The organism is Micropruina sp. (assembly GCF_047606665.1).
GTDB lineage: Bacteria > Actinomycetota > Actinomycetes > Propionibacteriales > Propionibacteriaceae > Micropruina.
The window spans coordinates 1-19,205 of the sequence record NZ_JASGEF010000032.1; the positions used below are offsets into that span (position 1 = coordinate 1).

General features: G+C 68.9%; 18 protein-coding genes. 10 read left to right on the forward strand and 8 right to left on the reverse strand.

Annotated elements, in window-relative coordinates; genetic code table 11:
- Positions 1-333: 333 nt before the first annotated feature.
- Positions 334-2,163: a translation elongation factor 4 gene (gene lepA / locus QM619_RS06900; protein ID WP_415105903.1), complete on the reverse strand. Its 1,830-nt coding sequence runs from the start codon at positions 2,161-2,163 to the stop codon at positions 334-336.
- 232 nt (positions 2,164-2,395) lie between these two features.
- On the opposite strand from lepA, the gene QM619_RS06905 reads away from it, so the two are divergent.
- The 3 genes from QM619_RS06905 (at position 2,396) to QM619_RS06915 (ending at position 3,857) form a co-directional block, all read left to right on the forward strand.
- A complete protein-coding gene (locus QM619_RS06905) occupies positions 2,396-2,662 on the forward strand; it encodes a Glu/Leu/Phe/Val dehydrogenase dimerization domain-containing protein (RefSeq protein ID WP_415105906.1) in 267 nt (88 codons plus the stop codon).
- A gap of 68 nt (positions 2,663-2,730) precedes the next feature.
- Positions 2,731-2,991 (forward strand): 30S ribosomal protein S20, encoded by a 261-nt coding sequence (rpsT, locus tag QM619_RS06910; protein ID WP_415105909.1) that lies wholly within the window; start codon positions 2,731-2,733, stop codon positions 2,989-2,991.
- 296 nt (positions 2,992-3,287) lie between these two features.
- Positions 3,288-3,857: a hypothetical protein gene (locus QM619_RS06915; protein ID WP_415105912.1), complete on the forward strand. Its 570-nt coding sequence runs from the start codon at positions 3,288-3,290 to the stop codon at positions 3,855-3,857.
- 157 nt (positions 3,858-4,014) lie between these two features.
- Here QM619_RS06915 and holA read toward each other — a convergent pair whose 3' ends face one another.
- The 4 genes from holA to QM619_RS06935 all read right to left on the reverse strand — a co-directional run bounded on the left by holA (position 4,015) and on the right by QM619_RS06935 (position 9,342).
- Positions 4,015-4,992: a DNA polymerase III subunit delta gene (gene holA, locus QM619_RS06920; protein WP_415105915.1), complete on the reverse strand. Its 978-nt coding sequence runs from the start codon at positions 4,990-4,992 to the stop codon at positions 4,015-4,017.
- Positions 4,993-5,120: 128 nt separating this feature from the next.
- Complete coding sequence (locus QM619_RS06925; protein ID WP_415105918.1) at positions 5,121-7,367, reverse strand: ComEC/Rec2 family competence protein; 2,247 nt, start codon at positions 7,365-7,367, stop codon at positions 5,121-5,123.
- A 70-nt stretch (positions 7,368-7,437) separates the two neighbouring features.
- Entirely contained in the window at positions 7,438-8,271 is an 834-nt protein-coding gene (locus QM619_RS06930; protein ID WP_415105921.1) for a helix-hairpin-helix domain-containing protein, read from the reverse strand.
- A gap of 96 nt (positions 8,272-8,367) precedes the next feature.
- Positions 8,368-9,342 carry a DUF4192 domain-containing protein gene (locus QM619_RS06935; protein WP_415105924.1) on the reverse strand — a complete coding sequence of 325 codons (975 nt, stop codon included), beginning with the start codon at positions 9,340-9,342 and terminating at the stop codon, positions 8,368-8,370.
- A 150-nt stretch (positions 9,343-9,492) separates the two neighbouring features.
- Here QM619_RS06935 and QM619_RS06940 point away from each other — a divergent pair, with 150 nt between their 5' ends.
- Positions 9,493-10,281, forward strand: coding sequence for a hypothetical protein (locus tag QM619_RS06940; RefSeq protein WP_415105927.1), 789 nt, complete (start codon positions 9,493-9,495; stop codon positions 10,279-10,281).
- 36 nt (positions 10,282-10,317) lie between these two features.
- Here QM619_RS06940 and QM619_RS06945 read toward each other — a convergent pair whose 3' ends face one another.
- Positions 10,318-11,277 carry a DMT family transporter gene (locus QM619_RS06945; protein WP_415105929.1) on the reverse strand — a complete coding sequence of 320 codons (960 nt, stop codon included), beginning with the start codon at positions 11,275-11,277 and terminating at the stop codon, positions 10,318-10,320.
- Between the two features lie 308 nt (positions 11,278-11,585).
- On the opposite strand from QM619_RS06945, the gene QM619_RS06950 reads away from it, so the two are divergent.
- The gene (locus QM619_RS06950; RefSeq protein ID WP_415105932.1) at positions 11,586-12,092 is read left to right on the forward strand and encodes a hypothetical protein; all 507 of its coding nucleotides are present in this window, start codon (positions 11,586-11,588) and stop codon (positions 12,090-12,092) included.
- A gap of 97 nt (positions 12,093-12,189) precedes the next feature.
- On the opposite strand, the gene QM619_RS06955 is transcribed toward QM619_RS06950, so the two are convergent.
- Positions 12,190-13,152 (reverse strand): L-lactate dehydrogenase, encoded by a 963-nt coding sequence (locus QM619_RS06955; protein WP_415105935.1) that lies wholly within the window; start codon positions 13,150-13,152, stop codon positions 12,190-12,192.
- Positions 13,153-13,406: 254 nt separating this feature from the next.
- Here QM619_RS06955 and QM619_RS06960 point away from each other — a divergent pair, with 254 nt between their 5' ends.
- Positions 13,407-13,799 carry a hypothetical protein gene (locus tag QM619_RS06960; protein ID WP_415105938.1) on the forward strand — a complete coding sequence of 131 codons (393 nt, stop codon included), beginning with the start codon at positions 13,407-13,409 and terminating at the stop codon, positions 13,797-13,799.
- A gap of 227 nt (positions 13,800-14,026) precedes the next feature.
- Here QM619_RS06960 and QM619_RS06965 read toward each other — a convergent pair whose 3' ends face one another.
- On the reverse strand, positions 14,027-15,508 hold the full coding sequence (locus tag QM619_RS06965; RefSeq protein ID WP_415105941.1) for a glutamate-cysteine ligase family protein: 1,482 nt from the start codon (positions 15,506-15,508) through the stop codon (positions 14,027-14,029).
- A gap of 127 nt (positions 15,509-15,635) precedes the next feature.
- Here QM619_RS06965 and QM619_RS06970 point away from each other — a divergent pair, with 127 nt between their 5' ends.
- The 4 genes from QM619_RS06970 to QM619_RS06985 all read left to right on the forward strand — a co-directional run bounded on the left by QM619_RS06970 (position 15,636) and on the right by QM619_RS06985 (position 19,160).
- Positions 15,636-16,430, forward strand: coding sequence for an IclR family transcriptional regulator (locus tag QM619_RS06970; RefSeq protein WP_415105944.1), 795 nt, complete (start codon positions 15,636-15,638; stop codon positions 16,428-16,430).
- 127 nt (positions 16,431-16,557) lie between these two features.
- Positions 16,558-17,934, forward strand: a complete 1,377-nt coding sequence (locus QM619_RS06975; RefSeq protein ID WP_415105947.1) for an MFS transporter — start codon at positions 16,558-16,560, stop codon at positions 17,932-17,934.
- Positions 17,927-18,982, forward strand: a complete 1,056-nt coding sequence (locus QM619_RS06980; protein WP_415105950.1) for a D-2-hydroxyacid dehydrogenase — start codon at positions 17,927-17,929, stop codon at positions 18,980-18,982. Before QM619_RS06975 ends, QM619_RS06980 begins: the two co-directional genes overlap by 8 nt.
- Positions 18,983-19,034: 52 nt before the next feature.
- Entirely contained in the window at positions 19,035-19,160 is a 126-nt protein-coding gene (locus QM619_RS06985) for a hypothetical protein (RefSeq protein ID WP_415105953.1), read from the forward strand.
- Positions 19,161-19,205 lie beyond the last annotated feature (45 nt).

The following is a 19,205-nucleotide window of genomic DNA, read 5'->3' on the forward strand; positions in this document are numbered from 1 at the left end:
CGTGGGTCGCCGGTGCCGGGAGGGCACTGGAACCAGTTTTTGGTGGTTATCCGACCGGTATCGGCTCGCTGTCTCTGCTCGAACCACTTTCTGGTGGATGTGGATAACCCCCAGGGGGTATCGGTAGTCACCAGAAACCGGTTCGAGCAGGCAGCGGCGCCGGTAACGGTCGCGATAACCACCAGAAACCGGTTCCAGCAGTCGATGCCCCGGTCAAGAGCCGTGGGGCAGCCGCTGCACCAACGCCAACGAACATGCGACCGTGCCCACTAGCTAGTCAGGGGTTTACCGGACGGTCGGCACCGCTGGGAAGGACGGCAGGACGTGCAGGGCCTACTTCTTGGACGTCTCACCGGTGGACAGCGCGGCGACGAAGGCCTCCTGGGGGACCTCGACGCGGCCGACCATCTTCATCCGCTTCTTGCCTTCCTTCTGCTTCTCCAGCAGCTTGCGCTTGCGGGTGATGTCGCCCCCGTAGCACTTGGCAAGCACGTCCTTGCGGATCGCCCGGACGGTCTCGCGGGCGATCACCCGCGAACCGATGGCGGCCTGGATCGGCACCTCGAATTGCTGTCGCGGGATGAGTTCTTTGAGCTTCTTCGACATCGCCACCCCATAGGCGTAGGCGGCATCGGCGTGCACGATCGCGCTGAAGGCGTCCACCGGCTCGCCGTGCAGCAAAATGTCGACCTTGACCAGCTTCGCGACCTGCTCGCCGGCCTCGTCGTAATCCAGCGACGCGTAGCCCTTCGTCCGCGATTTCAGCGCGTCGAAGAAGTCGAAGACGATCTCGGCCAGCGGCAGCTGGTAGCGGATCTCGACCCGGTCCTCGCTCAGATAATCCATCCCGGTCTGGACGCCGCGGCGCGCCTGGCACAGCTCCAGCACCGTGCCGATGTAGTCCGTCGGGGTGAGGATGGTCGCCTTCACCACCGGCTCCCACACCTCGGCAACCTTGCCCTCGGGATACTCAGACGGGTTGGTCACGACATGCCCGGAGCCGTCCTCCATCACTACCCGGTACACCACGTTCGGCGCCGTCGAGATCAGGTCGAGGTCGAACTCGCGCTCCAGCCGCTCGCGGACGATCTCCATGTGCAGCAGCCCGAGGAAGCCGACCCGGAAACCGAAACCGAGCGCACCGGACGTCTCCGGCTCGTAGGTGAGCGCGGCGTCGTTGAGTTGCAGCTTGTCCAGCGCCTCGCGCAGCTCGGGGAAGTCGGCGCCGTCAATCGGGTACAGACCGGCGTACACCATCGGGTTCGGCTGCCGGTAGCCGCCGAGGTTCTGCGCCGCCGGCCGCGCGGTCAGCGTCACCGTGTCGCCGACCCGCGACTGCCGGACGTCCTTCACGCCGGTGATCAGGTAGCCGACCTCGCCGACGCCGAGGCCCTTGGCCGCCAACGGCTCGGGACTGATCACGCCCAGTTCGAGCACCTCGTGGGTGGCCTTCGTCGACATCATCAGGATCCGGTCGCGGTGCGCCAGCGCGCCGTCGACCACCCGCACGTAGGTGACCACGCCGCGGTAGGTGTCGTAGACGGAGTCGAAGATCAGCGCCCGAGCCGACGCGCTCGGGTCGCCCACCGGCGCCGGGATCTGGTCGACGATGGCGTCCAGCAGCTCGCGGACGCCTTCGCCGGTCTTCGCCGACACCCGGAACACGTCGTCGGCGTCGCAGCCGACCAGGTGGGCGATCTCGGCGGCGAATTTTTCCGGCTGGGCGCTGGGCAGGTCGATCTTGTTCAGCACCGGAATGATGTGCAGGTCGGCGTCCAGCGCCAGGTACAGGTTGGCCAGGGTCTGCGCCTCGATGCCCTGAGCGGCGTCGATCAGCAAGATGGCGCCCTCGCAGGCGGCCAGCGACCGGGACACCTCGTAGGTGAAGTCGACGTGACCAGGGGTGTCGATCATGTTCAGGACGTGATGGGTGCTGCCGACCTGCCAGGGCATTCGCACCGCCTGCGACTTGATCGTGATGCCGCGCTCGCGCTCGATGTCCATCCGGTCGAGGTACTGGGCGCGCATCGACCGGGCATCGACCACGCCCGTGGACTGCAGCATCCGGTCGGCCAGGGTCGACTTGCCATGGTCGATGTGCGCGATGATGCAGAAATTCCGGATGCTCTCCGGGGGCGTGGCGCCGGGGCGAGGTCCGCTCATTCACCTGTCCTGTGTCTGGTCCGAAGGGTCACTCTACCGATCGGCGCGCAGTCCCGAGAGTCGCTATCTGGGCTGTCGCGGACGGGCACAACCTCACACCGGCAGAGTGCGCAACGCGACTGCCCGACTGCAGCCGACCTTTCCGCCCGATCCGGGTGCCGTGGATCACCGACGACAGCCAGGTGGAGATCAAACGCGGACTCCGAGCCGAGCTCGACTCGGCGCTCGGCCCGTGCAAGGCGGCCTGCGTCTCCACTCCGGCGTCGTTGAATTCCTCGGCTTCGACCACACCTTCAAGAACTCGCGGACCGGCATGCCGATCGGCCGCGGCAAGGACGAGTGGGACTTCGACCCGAAGGGCCGCTCCGAGAACGAGGTGATCCGGTTCTGCCAGTCATGCGGGAGGCCGGAAGCAGCTGGGCAGCAGACCTGGTGTCCATCGGGCCGGAGCGTCGCCGGCACGGGTGGCCGCGTTTTGGTGCGGTGGAAGGGGCTTTGATAGCGTGAGTGGTCGCGTCCGCTGCGGGCGCATTACCGTGAGCACCCAGTACCGAAGAGGCATGCCCTGTGGCGAACATCAAGTCCCAGATGAAGCGCATCAAGACGAACGAGAAGGCTCGTCAGCGCAACAAGGCCGTGAAGTCCACGCTGCGCACCCACGTGCGCAAGTTCCGTGAGGCGGCCCTGGCCGGCGACACCGAGAAGGCGCAGACCCTCGCGCAGACCGCTTGCCGCGCGCTCGACAAGGCCGCGTCCAAGGGCGTCATCCATCGCAACCAGGCCGCGAACCGCAAGTCGGCGATCGCCGCTCAGGCCGCCGCGCTCTGAACTGACCACACAGGCGCCGCCCGCTCGTCCGGGCCGGCGCCTGTGAGTCTCCAAGTGGCGCCGGGACGCCGCGTCGTCCTGGCTCCGCGGACTCTGTCCGTCGGAGCCAGGATCCTGAGCGAATTGCAGTAAAGCTGAGAGTGTGGTTAGGTTTTCTCAGACGGTCCGTGCGACACTATGGATCGGCAGGGTTCGCCGACGAGCCCGCGAAGCAAATCGGGGACCACATGGGCATCGGCAAGCGGCTAGCGTTGACCGGCGCCTCGACGGCAGGAGTCCTGACGCTAGGTGTCGGCGTGTTCGGCGGAGCCCTGCAGGCCAATGCGCAAGGCATCGGCGGGCTGGTGCCCACGCCCTCCGTGGAATCGTCCGCGACCCCGTCGGACGATCCGACCCTGTCGACCGAGCCCGCACCGGTTCCTCCCGTCGCCCCAGCACCCACGCCGACCCCGACCCCACCGGTGACACGGGCCCCGAACCTCTACCCCAAGGGTCCGAAGGCGACGGTGCACAACTACGAGCGCCTCACCGGCAAAGCCAAGAAGGTGGCCAACAAGGTGCGGGACGACTGGCGGAAGGTGAAGTCCATCGGTGGCTGGCGAGCCGGCAGCAAGTACTCCGGCGACCATCCGGCCGGCCGTGCCATCGACGTGATGATCCCGAACTGGAGGAAGAACGCCTCGCTCGGCTGGTCGATCGCCAAGTACTTCACGAGGAAGTCGACCGCCAAGAAGTACAAGATCCACTACGTCATCTTCCGGCAGAAGATCTGGACCGTGCAGAACCCGCACTGGCGCAAGATGGCCAATCGAGGTGGCGCGACCGCGAACCACTTCGATCACGTACACATCTCAGTCAAGCGCTGAGATCACAGGGCAGGGGGACGCGCCAACCCTCCCCCTCCGCGAACCCGTCCGGGCGGTCGTCCCCCCGCCGCCCGGGCGGGTTTCGCACGCCACCGTTCGCCGGTTGATCCGGTCAGTGCCGCCGTTCGCGGTCTCGGCAAGCTCGATGAGCGTCTTCCTAGGGACGCCGGGCGCGTCCGCGGGCATCGATGACGCCCAGCACCAGCATCTCCAAGGCGAAGCCGGCGTCGCCTCCGGCGCCCTTCACCTGGGCGTCCGCGGTGGCGGCGAGTTGAATGGCGGTGGCAACAGCAGGCGCATTCCAACCTCGTGACTGCCGGGCGAGGTCTTTCAGCTTCCATGGTGGGACGCCGACGCGGCGGGCCAGGTCGGCGTCCCGGAGCCGATCGTCGCGGGCACCCAGGTACTTGCCCAGGTTCCGCAGTGCGGAGGCGACCGCGCTGGTCAGCAGGACGGGCGCCACACCGGTTTCCAGTGCCCACCGCAGGCTGTCCAGCGCCGCCTCCCGATTGCCGTCCAGGCAATGGTCGGCGACCGCGAAGCCGCTGACCTCGGCGCGCCCGGCGAAGTATCGCCGCACATCGGCGGGGGTGATGGTGGCGTCCTCGGTATCGTCGAGCAACTGGGTGACCGCGGCCGCAACACTGCGCAGATCGCTGCCGACCGCGCTCACCAGCACTTCGGCGGTGGCCCGGTCGATCCGGCCGCCCCGGCGCCGTACCTCCGCCGAGACGAACTGGGGCAGTTCCCAGGCTTTCACCGCCGGGGCGTCGATCCGGCCGACATTCGCCTTGCGCAGCCGGTCGAGCAGCGCCTTGCCCTTGACGCCGCCCTCGTGCACCAGGATGAGCGCCAGGTCGTCGCCGGGCTCCACCGCGAGGGCCAGCAGATCGTCCGCCAGGTCGGCAGGCAACTCGGCCAGCTGTTCGATCACCACCACGGTGGCCGCCGAGAACAGCGATCCGGTGGTGATCTCGGCGAGGGTGCCCCGGTCGAGTCCGGACGCCGGCACTCGGCTCACGGTGGCGTCCGGCTGTGCCGCGGTGGCCTGCTCCAGCAACTGCCGCACCGCACGTTCGGCAAGCAGGCTTTCGGGGCCCTGAATCAGGGTCGCGGTCGCGAATGGCGCGGTCATGGCCTCAGCATGCCATCGATAACCGACATCTCGAGGCAGGTGCCGGACGCCTTCCGAGAAGGCAACTCACGAGCACGGGCGGGCGTCGTTGCTTCCGGCCACGGGTGGCGTCCCTGACCGGATGGACGTCATCGCTGGGTGGTGACCAGCAGGGCGTCGCCGCTCTTGCTGATTGCGATCGAACCCTGCTGGTCGGTGCGGGATACCCGCATGCCGAGGTCGCGGACCGCGCTCTGGGTGCGGGCCGCAGGGTGCCCATAGTCGTTGTCGGCGCCCACACTGAACACCGCAACGGACGCCCGGCTGGCGGCCAGGAACTCCGGCAGCTGATGGCCGGAGCCGTGATGCGGCACCAGCAGGACATCCACGGCAAGATCGGGGCAGGTCATGAGCGCGTTGCGCTGCCCGTCTTCCTGGACATCGCCGGGAAGCAGCACCCGGATACCGCCCACGCTCGCCCGCATCACCAGGGAACCGTCGTTCTCCCCCGCCGACTCTCCTTCGTCGCCGGTGGGCACCGTCTCGGTGGTGCGTTCGGCGAGCACCTCGATGCTCAGCTGCCCGGCGTCAAGGCGGCTGCCGGGCCGGACCGTCGTCAGCCCGACGCCGGCGGCCGCTCTCTCGACCAGCGCCCGTCCGAACCCCGGACTTGTCGCCGAGGACACCGCGACCGCACGCGTGTGATGACCGTCCACAGCCTCGGTGATTCCGGTGATGTGATCGGCGTGGAAGTGCGTCAGCACAGCCAACGGCACCGTGTCGACACCGAGCCCGCTCAGGCAGCTGCGCAGCTTTGCCGGATCCGGTCCGGCGTCCACCAGCGCCGCCGCATGCGGTCCGACCCGCAGCAGCGTGGCGTCCCCCTGGCCGACGTCACAGAAGACCACCAGCCAGTCGGCCGGCGGCCAGCCGGGCGGACTCGGCGGCCGGAGCAGAGTGACGATCAGCAGCAACCCGGCCGCGGCCGCCCACCAGGCGCTTCGCAACAGCCGCGGCATCACCAGCACCAGGCCGACGCAGCCGCCGAGCACCAACGCCACACCGATCGGAGTGGCCGGCCAGGCGACCGCCGCTGCCGGGAACAACTCGCCCAGCCGGGCGATCCAGCACAATCCCTGAGCACACCAGCCGGCGCCGGTGGTGAAGACCGCGGCCAGCGGCAGCAATGGCAGGGCGAGTGTCGCGGCCAGGAAGCCCAGGACGGTCGCCGGACCCACCAGCGGCCCGGCCGCGAGATTGGCGACCAGGCCGGCAAGACTGATCTGCCCCGACAGCAGGGTGACCAGCGGCTGGGTGGCAAGTTGCGCCGCCAACGGCGTGGCCAGACCTTCCGCCAGCACTCGTGGCAGCCAGCGGGCCAGGGCGTCCGTCCACGGCCGCGACCAGGCCACGATCCCGGCGCTGGCCAGCACCGAGAGGGCGAATCCGGCCGAGCGCGCCATCGGCGGATCGACGAAGACGATCACCAGCACGGCCACGCACAGCGCCCGCACCGCACGCCCACCGGCACCTCCGGCGCCCAGCGCAGCCAAGCCGACCAGACCCATCGCCGCCGCCCGGACGACGCTGGGTTCCGCATGGCACAGCAGCACGAAACCCACCACACCTAGACCGAGCAGGCCGCGCAGCCACCACCCGGTCACCCCGCAACTGCGGGCAACCGTGCCCAGGAAGGCCAGCAGAAGAGTCAGATTGGCGCCCGAGACGGCGGTCAGATGCGTTAACCCGACGACCTTGAAGCGGTCGACGAGATCGGACGGCATCGCCGAGGTGTCACCGACCACCAGGGCGGGGACCAATGCGCGGGGCTCCGGGTCCAGGTGGGCGGCGCTGGACCGCAGTCCGGCACGGACCGCCTCGACGGCCGCGTCCAGCGGTGCCGGGGGTGCCACGACGGCAGGCCCCTCCCGCGCCCGCAGCAGAACGATCTCGGCCTCGTCCGGCTCGGCCGGAGCCAACCGAACCGTCGCCCGGACTCGCGTGCCCGGCGCCAGCGCCGCCCACCCGGCTATCGCGTCGCCGTTGGCGCTCACCCGCACCAGGGCACCACTTCGCAGTTGCTCGCCGCGGACGTCCACGCTCTGCAGGCGGGCGGCACTCGACCACCACGGGGGCCGCACACCCTGACGCTCACCGGTGCGAGGCGTCCCAACGATGGTCAGTTCGGCGACGCCGACGGCCTGCTGTGCCGCCAGGCCGACCAGCGGATCGTGCCCCCGCCACCACCATCGGGCCCAGCCGGTCGCCATGCAGCCCAGCACGACCAGGGCGACCGCGGCGAGGGCCCAGGAGCGTCGACGCCGGGCCACCGCGGCGATCGCGACACTCACGAGCACGCCCAGCGTGAGCCAGCCGGACTCGACAGACGTGGCCACCCACATACCGGCCCAGGCAGCCACCGCCACAGGCACCAGCCGAAGATCGATCGGCGGCACCGGCGGTACATCAGACCCGGACATGGGGAGCGATCTCGGCGTAGGTCTTGGGGCCGATGCCGTCGACCTCTTGCAGTTCGGCCACCGTCCGGAACCGGCCGTGCGCGGAACGCCAGGCCAGGATCTTCTGCGCGGTCACCGGACCGACGCCCGGCAGGGCGTCCAGCTGGTCGGCGGTGGCCGTGTTGAGGTCGATCTTTGCGGTGCCGGAGGCCGACCCGCCCGGTCCCGCGGACGTACTCGTGCGCAGCTGGCTGCCGGTGCGTCCGATCACCAGCTGGGCGCCGTCGGCGACCGGCGCGGCCAGATTCAGATCACCCGGCTCAGCCCGGCGGGTCAGCCCACCTGCCGCCGCAATGGCGTCCTGGACACGGGCGCCCTCCGGGAGCGAGACCACGCCGGGCTTGCGCACTTCGCCAATCACATGCACCAGAAGTTCGGTGGCAGCCGATGGGCTCGGGGTGAGGGATGGCACGCTCACCTCGACACTCGGCTGAGGCGCCGTCGCGACCGGAGTGCTGCGGGCCTGCATCAGGTTGTAGCCACCCCACAGCACCCCGCTCAGGACAATGATTCCGACCACCACCAGGTGTTCTCGCACGAACCGTCGGACTCGCTGCCCCAGCACGCCTCGCGCGGCGGAAGCTCGGACGACCGGGAGCGGGGGCTCCTCCTCGTCGTCGAAATCCGTACCCGGCTCGAGCGCGGCACCGAGATCCGGATCCAGCGGCACGGACACCGCGTCACCGACGGCGCGGCGCGCGGGTATTTCGGCCAGCAGCCCCTCCAGGCGTCGCCGGACGACCTCGGACAGGTCGTCGACGGAACGATCTCGGCTCACCACGCCCTCACCGTGGGCACCCGCGCACGAATTCGTTCATATTCGCCGCTAGCCTGTGGACAACTCGGGCCCCGGACGCCGGCCGCGCCCGGAACCTGGTCAAGCGACGTCCTCGTCCGCATCCAGAAGCTCACTGAACCGAAGCCGCAGCTCGTCCCAGTCGCTCGGCGGAGCCACTGCCTCGTTCAGGCTTTCCAGCAGGCGTTTCAGGCCGGGCGCGATGCCGAGCGCGTCCATCTCCTCCAGGCACACCGCGTGCAGGCCGCCGTCGCCGTTCACCCATGCCGCCAGCGCCAGCACCGCCAACGCTTGATCCTGTGTCCCGTTGGGGCAGGCCCGCACCACACGGGTCCACAACTCGACCCACGCCCCGGCCTTCGGACGCTGCAACGACAGCACGGCCCGGTCGCGCGCGAACGGATCGTTGATCAACAGGCCCAGCCAGGCCAGGTCATCGGGTCGGACCGCCGCCGGGTCGGCCAACGCCCGGCGCAAAGCACGCATGAGTTCGTCGGGACGCCGTGCCGGATCGATCGCCAGCACGCGTTCCAGGGCCCGCACCCACACGTCCTCGACAACGCGCGCCTCGCGGGGATCGGGCCGCACCAACTCGGCCAGCATCGCCCGGCTGGGCCGCGCCTGCAGACCATGCACGGTCGCCGCAACCGCGGTGATGCTGGCCTTCGGATCGTGCGGAAAGACCGGCCCGGCGCTGTCGCCCGCCCGATAGTACGGACCGACGACGCAGATCGGGTCGCCCACCAGCGTCTGGCCGAGATGGTCGCGGGCCCGCTCCAGCAGCCGCCAGCCCTCCGCTTCCGCCACGGTGTAGGCGACCAGCCACATGCCGCCGGACGGCCAACGAACCAGCATGCGGTCGATCAACAGTTCCAGGTGGCCCGGAGACCCAACGTCGCCCAGGTCGGCACGGGCGGTCAGCTGCACGCAGCCGTCGTCGATCACGACCAGGACCATCGACTCCTCGGGGTGGAAGCCGAGCAGATGGGGAATCACGCCCAGCAGGTCGGGCAGATCGTGGACTCGCGCGATGGGAACGGAGGTATCTGAGGTCATGCCCTCAGTGACCGCCCGCGATCGCGAGAACGATCAAAATCGTCCGAACGTCACCCCGAGATGTGGATAAGCGGCTGAGCGAGAGCCGGCGAGTGCCTGCGTCCCCGACCCCGGAGAATCTGTCGGACCGCACGAGTAGCCTGAGTGGCGATGAGCAACGCATCCGGCAACGGCTGGCCGCCCGGCGCCCCTCCCCAGGGCCCCGGCTCGAACACCAACGGGGGGACGCCGCCGTGGCAGCCGGGCGGCACGCGGCCGTATGGCCAGGGCTACCCGCCGCCGCCCTCGGGTGCCCAGCCGAATCCCCAGCCGCCGTCCGAAGCCCAGCCGCCGTCCGGCTGGTGGCCCGGTCACCCCGCCGACTCCCGGCCGGACGCGCAGACCACGCCCGGTTTCGATCCTCGGCAGGCGCTGGGCCCGCAACCGCTGGCGTCGGTCTCGATCAACCAGTTCGCCCCGCCGCCCAACCGGACGCCGCTGCTGATCACACTCGTCGCCCTGATCACGCTGGTGCTGGTGATCGGCGGCGGCATCTACGTCCGCTCACTGGCCGGCAACCAGCCCGCCCCCGGCGCCAGCGCGACTCCGACGGCGACCGCCGCCGGACCGGGGCATCCCTTCACCACGCCGGACGGACGCCGCAGCGGACGTTGGGAGATCCTCGACTCCACCTGGACCGACGAAGGCCTCCAGCTACAACTGCGGATCTTCTCCGACTCCGGATCGATCGACTTCAGCTTCATGGCCTTCTCCAACGCCTCCACCGACCTGGTGACGCCGACCGGCAGCCCGCGCAGCCCCGACCTGCAGACCGGCACGTCGACGCCTGGTCACCCGGCGACCGGCTACGTGTTCTTCCCTATGCCGAAGGGGGACGCCACGATCATCCTGGCCAACGGGTCGGGTCGCCAGATGTCGGCGCTCCCGGTCAAAGGCTGACCCGGACCTTTCCGTAGCCGCGATGGACCAAAAGACCTAGCCGGCAACCATTTGCTGAGCACCTGCCGGTACGGCGGGCGACGGCTTGGCGGCGTCCGGGTGGTATCGGGACAGCAGTACCACGCCCCAGACCGCGAACACCCCGGCCAGCGCCATGCCGATGCCGCCCATCGGGGTGATCCGGACACCCTCGCCGAGCACCACCAAGCCGAACGTTACCGCCACGATCGGGTCGGTGGTGGTCATCGACCCGACCGTGATCTCGGCCGGGCCGTTGGCCAGCGCCTGCTGCACCATGAACCCGCCGATGCCGTAGGACAGCACCAGGAACGGCGCGACCACCCAGAAGATCGGCATGCCGTGGAAGCCGTCCTGCTTGACCACCTCCGAGGTGGCCTTCACCATGCCGGCCGACAGTCCGTAGAAGAACGAACCGCCGGACGCCCACATCAGGCAGCGCGCCGAGACCGGCCCCTTCCAGCCGAGCAGGCCGAGCGCCACGCCGATCAGACAGATCACCGCGCAGCCGATCGAGATCGCCACCGGGTCGAGCACCGTGTGCGTGGACGCCGCCCCCGCCGCCAGCAGGGTGAACACCACGATGCCGGCGACGGTCATCGCGACCGCTAGCCACATCGCCCTGGTCACGGTGTGCCGATGGATCCGCGCCGACATCAACACCGCCCAGGGTACCGCCAGAATGCCGACCGGCTGGACCACCGTGACCGGTGCCAGCGTCAGCGCGAAGATGTGCGCCGAAGCACCGATGAAGATGGTCAACAGCCCGAGCAGCCACAAGGGCGTGCGAATCAGCCGCCACAACTGCCGCAGCCCCATGGCACGGTTGTCGGCATCGGGGTCGACCAGGCGTCCGACCGCGACATGTTGGAGAGTCGATCCACCGGCGTAGGCGACCGACGAGCACACCACGATCGCGATGGCGAGCGGGATGTTCTGCTCGAACAGGGAGAACCCTGGTCCGGACAACGGCAGCATCGGCGTCCAATCTGTGAGGCGCGGGGTCAGCCTACCGGCAGCGGGAAGTCATCCAGGCGCTCACCGAAACAGTTCGGCGCGTCCGTCGTCCGTTACCACGGCACGGATCATTCATGGTGTCCCGACGATCGGCGAACAAGTCGTGTCCGGGCCTCGCGCGCAGAGTACTGTCAAGGCATGCCCGCCCTGTTCGATCCGCTCACGCCCGCCGGTGTCCGGTTCGCCGCTCGTACCGGGTCATTGCCGGGCCGCTCCGCGGGCGTCCGGTCGCTGCGCTCGCCGGCCCGCACGGAAGGTGACCTGTCAGCATGGTGAGGCACCTGACCGTCGCAGCCGCCGTTCTGCTGGTCTTGCTCTCCGGTTGCGCCTCCGCGGATCCCGACCCCGGGCCGTCCTTGGTCGGTACCCGCGGTCAGTTGTGCGACGACCGGGTGGACGCCGCCAAGGCCGAATCGGTCGTCGACCAGGCGATCTCCGGGCTCCGCGAGATCTCCACCTTCAAGCCCGGCCTACGGACCGGCGAATGCGCGCTCCAAGGCGAGGACGGCGGTGGACTGCTGACCGTCCAGGTCGTCCACGACCCTAAGGGGGCCGAGCTGGCAGAGGAGCTGCAGAAGCTCAGCCAGACCGAGAATTACAGCGGCGACAAGAGCTCCGGGGTGACCGGCGAAGACTCCACCACGACCGCACTGGTTGCCGTCGACGCCCGGTACTACGTACGGGTCCTCGGCCTCGGCGGCAGCTCCGAGCAGCAGCGCCAGGCGGCCCTGGAGCTCGCCCACGACATCGCCGCCCGCACCCTGCCGCTCAAATAGACCGGCACCCCGCGTCCCCAACAAGACGCTCCCCGAACTATTTGGGGCTTGCGAAGTTCGGGGAGCGCAACGACTGCGGCGCCGGGACGGGAACGGGTCAGAAGCCCAGCGACTTCAGCGATTCCCTCAGCGTGGCCGCGGAACGCCTCAGCATGGTGATCTCCTGGGCGTCCATCGGCACGTCCAACACCCGCTCGATGCCGTTGCTGGAGACCAGGCTGGGCACCGACAGTGCCACCCCGTGCAGGCCGTGGAAGCCGTCCAGGACGCTGGACAGCGGCAGCACCGAACGCTTGCCGCTGAGCAGCGCCTCGGTGAGGCGTGCGCCGGTCAGGCCGATCGCGTAGTTGGTGGCGCCCTTGCCCTCGATCACCGTGTAGGCGGCGTGCATCGCCTCGTCACCCAACTGGGCCAGCAGGACCTCGTCGAACATCCGCTTGCCGGTCGAGTCGACCCAGTCGCGGATCGGGACGCTGTTGATCCGGGCACTGGACCACACCGGGAACTCGCTGTCGCCGTGCTCGCCCATGATGGTGGCGTGCACGTGCGCGGTCGACACCCGCGCCACCTCGGCGATGGCGAAGCGCAGCCGGGAGGTGTCCAGCATGGTGCCTGTGGAGAACACCCGATAGGTCGGCAGACCGCTGATCTTCTGGGCCACGACGGTGAGCACGTCACACGGGTTGGTGACCAGCACGTAGAGCGCATCGGGCGCCTGCTCGAGCAGCTGCGGCATCAAGGACTTCAGGATGTTGACGTTGGTGGCGGCCAGGTCGAGCCTGGTCTGGCCGGGCTTTTGCTTCGCCCCGGCGGTGATGATTACCACATTGGAGTCTTTGACAACCTCGATGTTGTTGCCGCCGGTGACACCGGAGGAGGGGGTGAACTGGGTGCCGTGGCCCAGGTCGCGCACCTCGGCGTCGACCTTCTTCTGGTCGAGGTCGTAGAGCGCGATCTCGTCGGCGGAGCCGCGAATCAACGCAGCGTACGCAAGTGAGGAACCGACCGCGCCAGCTCCGATGATGGAGAGCTTGGAACGCGTACTCGTGGAAGTCGCCATGAATCCAACGTTAGCGACCGGCACCGCGTCGTACGCGGGAACGGTTCACTTCGCCGCAGAGATCCCGTTCGCCGTGCTACTCGGCTTCGGTAGGCGTCGGATCGGCCCTGGTCGGCTCCGGTTCCGACTCGGTGGGATCTGGGTCCGGCTTCGTCGGCGCCGGATCGGTGTGTTCGGGTTCGGACGGCGAGGGTGTCTCCGACGGCGGCTGTGGGGGCGTCGGATCGACAGAGCCGGACGGATCCGGCGCTGGTGTGACCGGGGGCGTGGGAGTCGGTTTCGGAGGCTTCGGCTTCTTGGACGGCTTGGGCGCCGGCTTCGGCTTCGATGACCTGGTCGGGGTGATCGGTTTCGGCGACGTCGTCGTGGTGGTCGTGGTTGTGGGCTGCGCGGGCTTTGCCGAACCCGTCGGCGCCGCCAGCTTGGCGGGCAGCTGCGGGGCGAAGGTCTTCTCGTGGTCGGGCGTCTCGCCACCGGCGGTCGACGACGGCGTCGGAGTGGGGGTCCCCTGCGCGGCGACCACCGGGCTGTCCTGGACGACGGCGGCGCTCGGTGCCGGCCCGGGCACGGCCCCCGTCGCCGACGACCTGGTCAGCGCGGGCACCAACAGCACCGCGATGCCGATCGCCGCCGCACTCAGCAGATAGGGCAGGAGCCGGTTCCGTTCACGCACCATCCGTCGCGGTCGGGCATGGGACGCTGCCGGCGTCCGATCGTCGACGCGCCGGGCGCTGCGGACAGAAGCTGTGCGGTCCTTATCGTGTGGCAGCGCGGCCATCCCCCACCTTTCCTCGCAACCAACCCGCGAATCGTAACAAACAATTCGCGGCCGACCCGCGCGCGAGGGGAATCCTGAGTCCTATCCATAGCGGAGTTAGATCATTTCCCAGGTATGCACGGGTGTATTGCCGTGCATCCGCTCGGCATAGCCGGCGACCATTCGGCGCAATGCCTCCACACGGGAGAATCCGGACGCCTCCAGCGACCGGACGGCCTCGATCTGCCACTGCGCACCGTTCATGCCGGTCTTGCAGCGTCCCTCGATCACCCCGAGCAGCCGGTTGCGCACCGCCGGATCCACGCCCCAGGCGTCCAGGCCCTGATACGCCAACGGCAGCAGGTGGCGCAGGATCAGCTCCGAGGCGGGCAATTCGCCGACGCCGGGCCAGAACAGGTCGGCGTCGATGCCGAGCCGCGATCCCTGGATGAAGTTGGTTCCGGCGGTGGCGAACGCCATCCGCGTCCAGACCGGACGGTCGTCGGCGGCCAGGGTGCGCAGCGTGCCGTAGTAGAACGCGGCGTTGGCCAGCGTGTCCACGATGGTCGGCCCGGCGGGCAGCACCCGGTTCTCCAGCCGCAGGTGCGGCGTCCCGCCGGCGATGTCGTAGATCGGGCGGTTCCAGCGGTAGATGGTGCCGTTGTGCAGCCGCATCTCCGCCAGCTGCGGGATGCCTCCGGCGTCGAAGACCGCCTGCGGATCTTCCGGATCGAGTTCCGGAAGCAACGCAGGAAACCACCGGGCGTTCTCCTCGAAGAGGTCGAAGATCGAGGTGATCCAGCGCTCGCCGAACCACACCCGCGGCCGGACACCCTGATTCGCGTATTCGATCGGGCGAGTGTCGGTCGCCTGCTCGAACAACACGATGCGGGTTTCCGCCCACAACTGCCGGCCCATCAGGAACGGCGAATTCGCGGCCACCGCCAATTGCGGGCCGGCCAGCACCTGGGCCGCGTTCCAATGATCGGCGAATTCGTCGGGCCGCACCTGCAGATGCAATTGCATCGAGGTGCAGGCCGACTCCGGCGCGACCGAATCGACGTAGCGGGTGAGCGTCTCGCCGCCCGGCCCCTCGATGTCGATGTGGATGTCCTCGCCACGGGCGGCCAGCACGGCATCGTTGATCGCGGCATAGCGGATGTTCTCGCTCATCCATTCGCCCTCGAAGGTCTCCGGCATCACGGTGGGCAGGATGCCGGTCATGATGATGTGCGTGCCGAGGGCCGCCGAACGCCGCTCCGCCTCGTTCATCGACGTCCGCAGTGTCTCTTCGAGGGTGACCAGCGCGTCGCCCGCCAACGGCCCGGGCGGCACGTTGAATTCGATGTTGAATCGCCCGAGCTCGGTCTGATACTCCGGGTCGGCGATCGCCCGCAGCACCTCCGCGTTGTCCATCTTCGGCAGGTAGTCGGTGCCGATCAGGTTCAGCTCGATCTCCATCCCACTCAGCGGCTCGTCGAACTCGAAGCTGTCCGTGGCCAGCATCTGCTCGAAGACGTCCAAGCAGTGCTGCACCTTCTCGCGGTACCGCTGACGTTGCTCCCTGGTGTAGCTCCTGGCCTCGATGTCGCGTCCCATGGCGGGGAGTATGACCCAGGCCGGACGAGGTCCGCACCACCCGAACCGACCAACGAACGCACATCCACGCGTCCATTCAGTTCATTGGCTTATGTTCAATCAAGCGAACGATCGCTAGGGTGCCGCCATGTGTCCCGTGCGTGGTGGAACCGATGTCACTCCCCCTGGGGCGGCGCCGGCGGTAAGCCGGGCGGTTGCCATTCTGGACGCGATCGCCGCCAGCGAGTCCGGCAGCATGACGCTGTCCGACCTGAGCCGAGATCTCGGCGTGCCCAAATCGTCCACCAGCACCATCTGCACCGCCCTGGAGCTCGGCGGCCTGATCCGGCGCGGCGACCTCGGCTACTCGCTGGGCCGCAAACTGGTCGAGCTGGGCGGCTCCTATCTCGCCCGCCTCGACCAGGTGAGCGAGTTCCATCGGGCCTGCCTTGAGTCGGAGATCCTTCGCGGCGAGACGCTGCGACTCTCGACCGCGGCCGGCATCGAGACGCTCTGCCTGGCTCGCTACGAGGGCCATCCGGCGATCCGGCTGACCACTAATATCGGCGACCGGCTACCGGCGTCCTCCTGCGCGCAGGGCAAAGCACTGCTGGCCAGACTGGACGACTCCGAGATCGAGCGGCTCTACCACGGCATCGATGAGCTGCCGCAGCTGACCGGCCGATCCCGCCGGACGGTCCCCCGGTTGCTGAAGGACGTCCAGCTGGCCCGCGCCCGCGGCTACGCGATCGACGACGAGGAATCGGCCGACAGCGTGGTCGGGCTCGCGGTGGTGGCGCCCACCCGCGGGGTGCGCGCGCCGATCCTGGCGATCAGCATCACCAAGCACAAATCCGAATGGAACGACGACGTCCGCGACCGGCTGGTCGCCGAACTTACCCGGGTCGCCACCTCGCTGGGCAACCCGATGGCCACCGGCTGACCGGGCCACGCCCCGCGTCCCAACCTTTGGTTCAAGGAAGATCTCACGGGAAGTTGTTCGATCTATTGCCCATCGTTCGATCTATGGTGGATGATGGTGGCATCACATCGAGAACAAAGGAGCTCTCATGTCTCAGCCATACGCTCTCCGCCCACCCACGGAGGAGCCGGAGTCGGTTGATCCGGTCCAGCTCCGGCGCGCCACCCTCGCGTCGTCGGTCGGCTCCGCCCTGGAGTACTACGACTTCTACATCTACGGCCTGGCCAGCGCACTGATTTTCGGCGAACTCTTCTTCAAGCCGCTCGGTCCCGCCGGCGCCACCATCGCGGCACTGGGCACCTACGCGGTGGGCTTCGCAGCCCGCCCGATCGGCGGCCTGGTCTTCGGCGCCATGGGCGACAAGATCGGCCGCAAGGTCGTCCTGATCATCACCATCGCCCTGATGGGCGGCTCGTCGATGCTGATCGGCCTGCTGCCCACCTATGACTCGGTGGGCATCTGGGGTGCCATCCTGCTGGTCGCGCTGCGGATCGCCCAGGGTCTGGGCGCCGGCGCCGAGCAGGCCGGCGCCACCGTCCTGATCTCCGAATTCGCGCCACGCAAGCGCCGCGGCTTCTTCGCCGCCCTGCCCTTCGTCGGCATTCAGGTCGGCACCCTGCTCGGCGCCGGCACCTTCGCCCTGCTGGCCTTGGCGAGTCGCGACGTCCTGTTCGGCTGGCTCTGGCGGGTGCCGTTCCTGCTCGGCGCCGTCCTGATCATCGTCGCCGTCGTGATCCGGATGCGGCTCAAAGAGTCGCCCGCCTTCGAGGCCCTGGAAGAAGCCGAGGCCCATCGCGAGGCCCCGGTCAAGCAGAGCGTCGGCCAGGCCATCGCCACCTCGAGGCGCAACATTCTGATCGGCATCGGCCTGCGGATGGGTGAGAACGGCAACTCGTCGATCTACTCCGCGCTGCTGCTCGCCTACGTGGCCAGCCTGCCCGCCTACAAGGGCCAGGCCCTGCTCAGCACCTGGGGTGCGGTCGTGGCCGCGCTGATCTCCATCTTCACCGTGGTGCTGTTCGGTCACCTCTCCGACCGGTTCGGCCGGGTGCCGGTCTACCGCTGGGGCGCGTTCTTCAGCATGGCGTTCGCCTTCCCCGGCATCTGGCTGCTCACCCTGGGCCAGATCTGGCTGGTGCTGCTGGTGATGGGCGTCGGCATCGGCGTCGGCGTCCAGGCGATGCTCGGCCCGCAGTGCGCCATGCTGCCCGAACTGTTCGGCAACCAGCACCGGTTCACCGGTGTGGCCACGGCACGCGAGTTCTCCGCCGTCCTCGCCGGCGGCATCGCTCCGCTGGTCGGCGCCTCGGTCCTCGCCGTCACCGGCAACGCCTGGTGGGTGGTCGCGGGCTACTCGGCGCTGCTGTCGCTGATCTCGTTCCTCACCACCTTCGTCACCCCGGAGACCAAGGGCCGTAGTCTGACGGATCTCAACGACGCCGGACAGGAGATTGTGCATGCCTGAGCAGGACAAGGTGCGGGTGGTCGTCGCCACGCCGCTGGCCCCCGAACTGTGCGACCGGGTCGCGGCCGTCGACCCTCGGGTCGAGGTGGTCGTCGACCAGGAGCTGCTGCCGCCGATGCGGCACCCGGCAGACTTCGCCGGCGACCCCTCGTTCCGCCGGACGCCGGAGCAGCAGGCCCGTTTCGACGCCCTGGTGGACAGCGCCGAGGTGCTCTACGGCATCCCGGACGTCCAGCCGGCCGCCCTGGCCCGAACGGTCGCGGCCAATCCCGGTCTGCGCTGGGTGATGACGATGGCCGCCGGCGGCGGCGGTCAGGTGGTCGCAGCCGGCCTGCCCGCCGAGGCGCTGCAACGGATCGTGTTCACCACCTCGGCGGGTGCCCACGGCATTCCGCTGGCCGAGTGGGCGATCTTCGGCCTGGTCTGCGGCTGCAAGGAACTCCCCCGGCTGCAGCGTCAGCAGCGTGCCCACGACTGGCCCACCCGTGTGGTCGGACGTCCGCTCGAGGGCAGCACCGTGCTGATCGGCGGCCTGGGCGGCATCGGGCAGCAGGTGGCCAAGCGCTGCAAGGCGCTCGGCATGACCACACTCGGCGTGAAGCGCCGGGTCAGCGAGGTCAAGAACGTCGACGAGGTGCATGCTCTGGACGACCTGGCGAGCATCGTCGGCCGGGCCGATCACATCGTGCTCACCCTTCCTGGCACCGCGCAGACCGAGAAGCTGGTCAACGCACAGTTGCTGTCGCTTACAAAGCCGGGCGTGACGATCGTCAACGTCGGACGCGGCACCGTGATCGACGAGGACGCCCTGGTCGAGGCGCTGCGCTCGGGACAGGTCGGTTTCGCCGCCCTGGACGTCTTCGCGGTCGAGCCGCTGCCCGCCGATTCCCCGCTGTGGGATCTGGAGAACGTCCTGATCAGCCCGCATTCGGGCGGTTTGGACAATAAGGAGGACGAGCGGATCTGCGAGATCTTCTGCGGAAACCTCAAGCGCTATCTGGCCGGGCGTCCGCTGCACAATGTGGTGGACACTGCGTTGGGGTACTGACGTCGAACTTGTTCGTCAGCGCCGACGCCAAACCGGCGCGCAACGCCGGGACGTGTTCCCGGCCGGCGTCGGTTCCGACACCCTCAGCCTGATCGATCTGGACGCCGTGGGCCGCCCGGAACGGCTGGCCACCGGGGTCAGTCCCTACCTGGTCGACGTGGACGCCGCCGGGCGCTGATCGGCAGCGTCGGCTGGATCGGCAAGGACCCGAGGGCCGGCGAAT

Coding starts and splice junctions, on each gene's coding strand:
- lepA (WP_415105903.1), bottom strand. CDS start 2,163: ATGAGCGGACCTCGCCCCGGCGCCACGCCCCCGGAGAGCATCCGGAAT.
- holA (WP_415105915.1), bottom strand. CDS start 4,992: ATGACCGCGCCATTCGCGACCGCGACCCTGATTCAGGGCCCCGAAAGC.
- QM619_RS06935 (WP_415105924.1), bottom strand. CDS start 9,342: ATGACCTCAGATACCTCCGTTCCCATCGCGCGAGTCCACGATCTGCCC.
- QM619_RS06940 (WP_415105927.1), top strand. CDS start 9,493: ATGAGCAACGCATCCGGCAACGGCTGGCCGCCCGGCGCCCCTCCCCAG.
- QM619_RS06945 (WP_415105929.1), bottom strand. CDS start 11,277: ATGCTGCCGTTGTCCGGACCAGGGTTCTCCCTGTTCGAGCAGAACATC.
- QM619_RS06950 (WP_415105932.1), top strand. CDS start 11,586: ATGGTGAGGCACCTGACCGTCGCAGCCGCCGTTCTGCTGGTCTTGCTC.
- QM619_RS06955 (WP_415105935.1), bottom strand. CDS start 13,152: ATGGCGACTTCCACGAGTACGCGTTCCAAGCTCTCCATCATCGGAGCT.
- QM619_RS06965 (WP_415105941.1), bottom strand. CDS start 15,508: ATGGGACGCGACATCGAGGCCAGGAGCTACACCAGGGAGCAACGTCAG.
- QM619_RS06970 (WP_415105944.1), top strand. CDS start 15,636: ATGTGTCCCGTGCGTGGTGGAACCGATGTCACTCCCCCTGGGGCGGCG.
- QM619_RS06975 (WP_415105947.1), top strand. CDS start 16,558: ATGTCTCAGCCATACGCTCTCCGCCCACCCACGGAGGAGCCGGAGTCG.
- QM619_RS06980 (WP_415105950.1), top strand. CDS start 17,927: ATGCCTGAGCAGGACAAGGTGCGGGTGGTCGTCGCCACGCCGCTGGCC.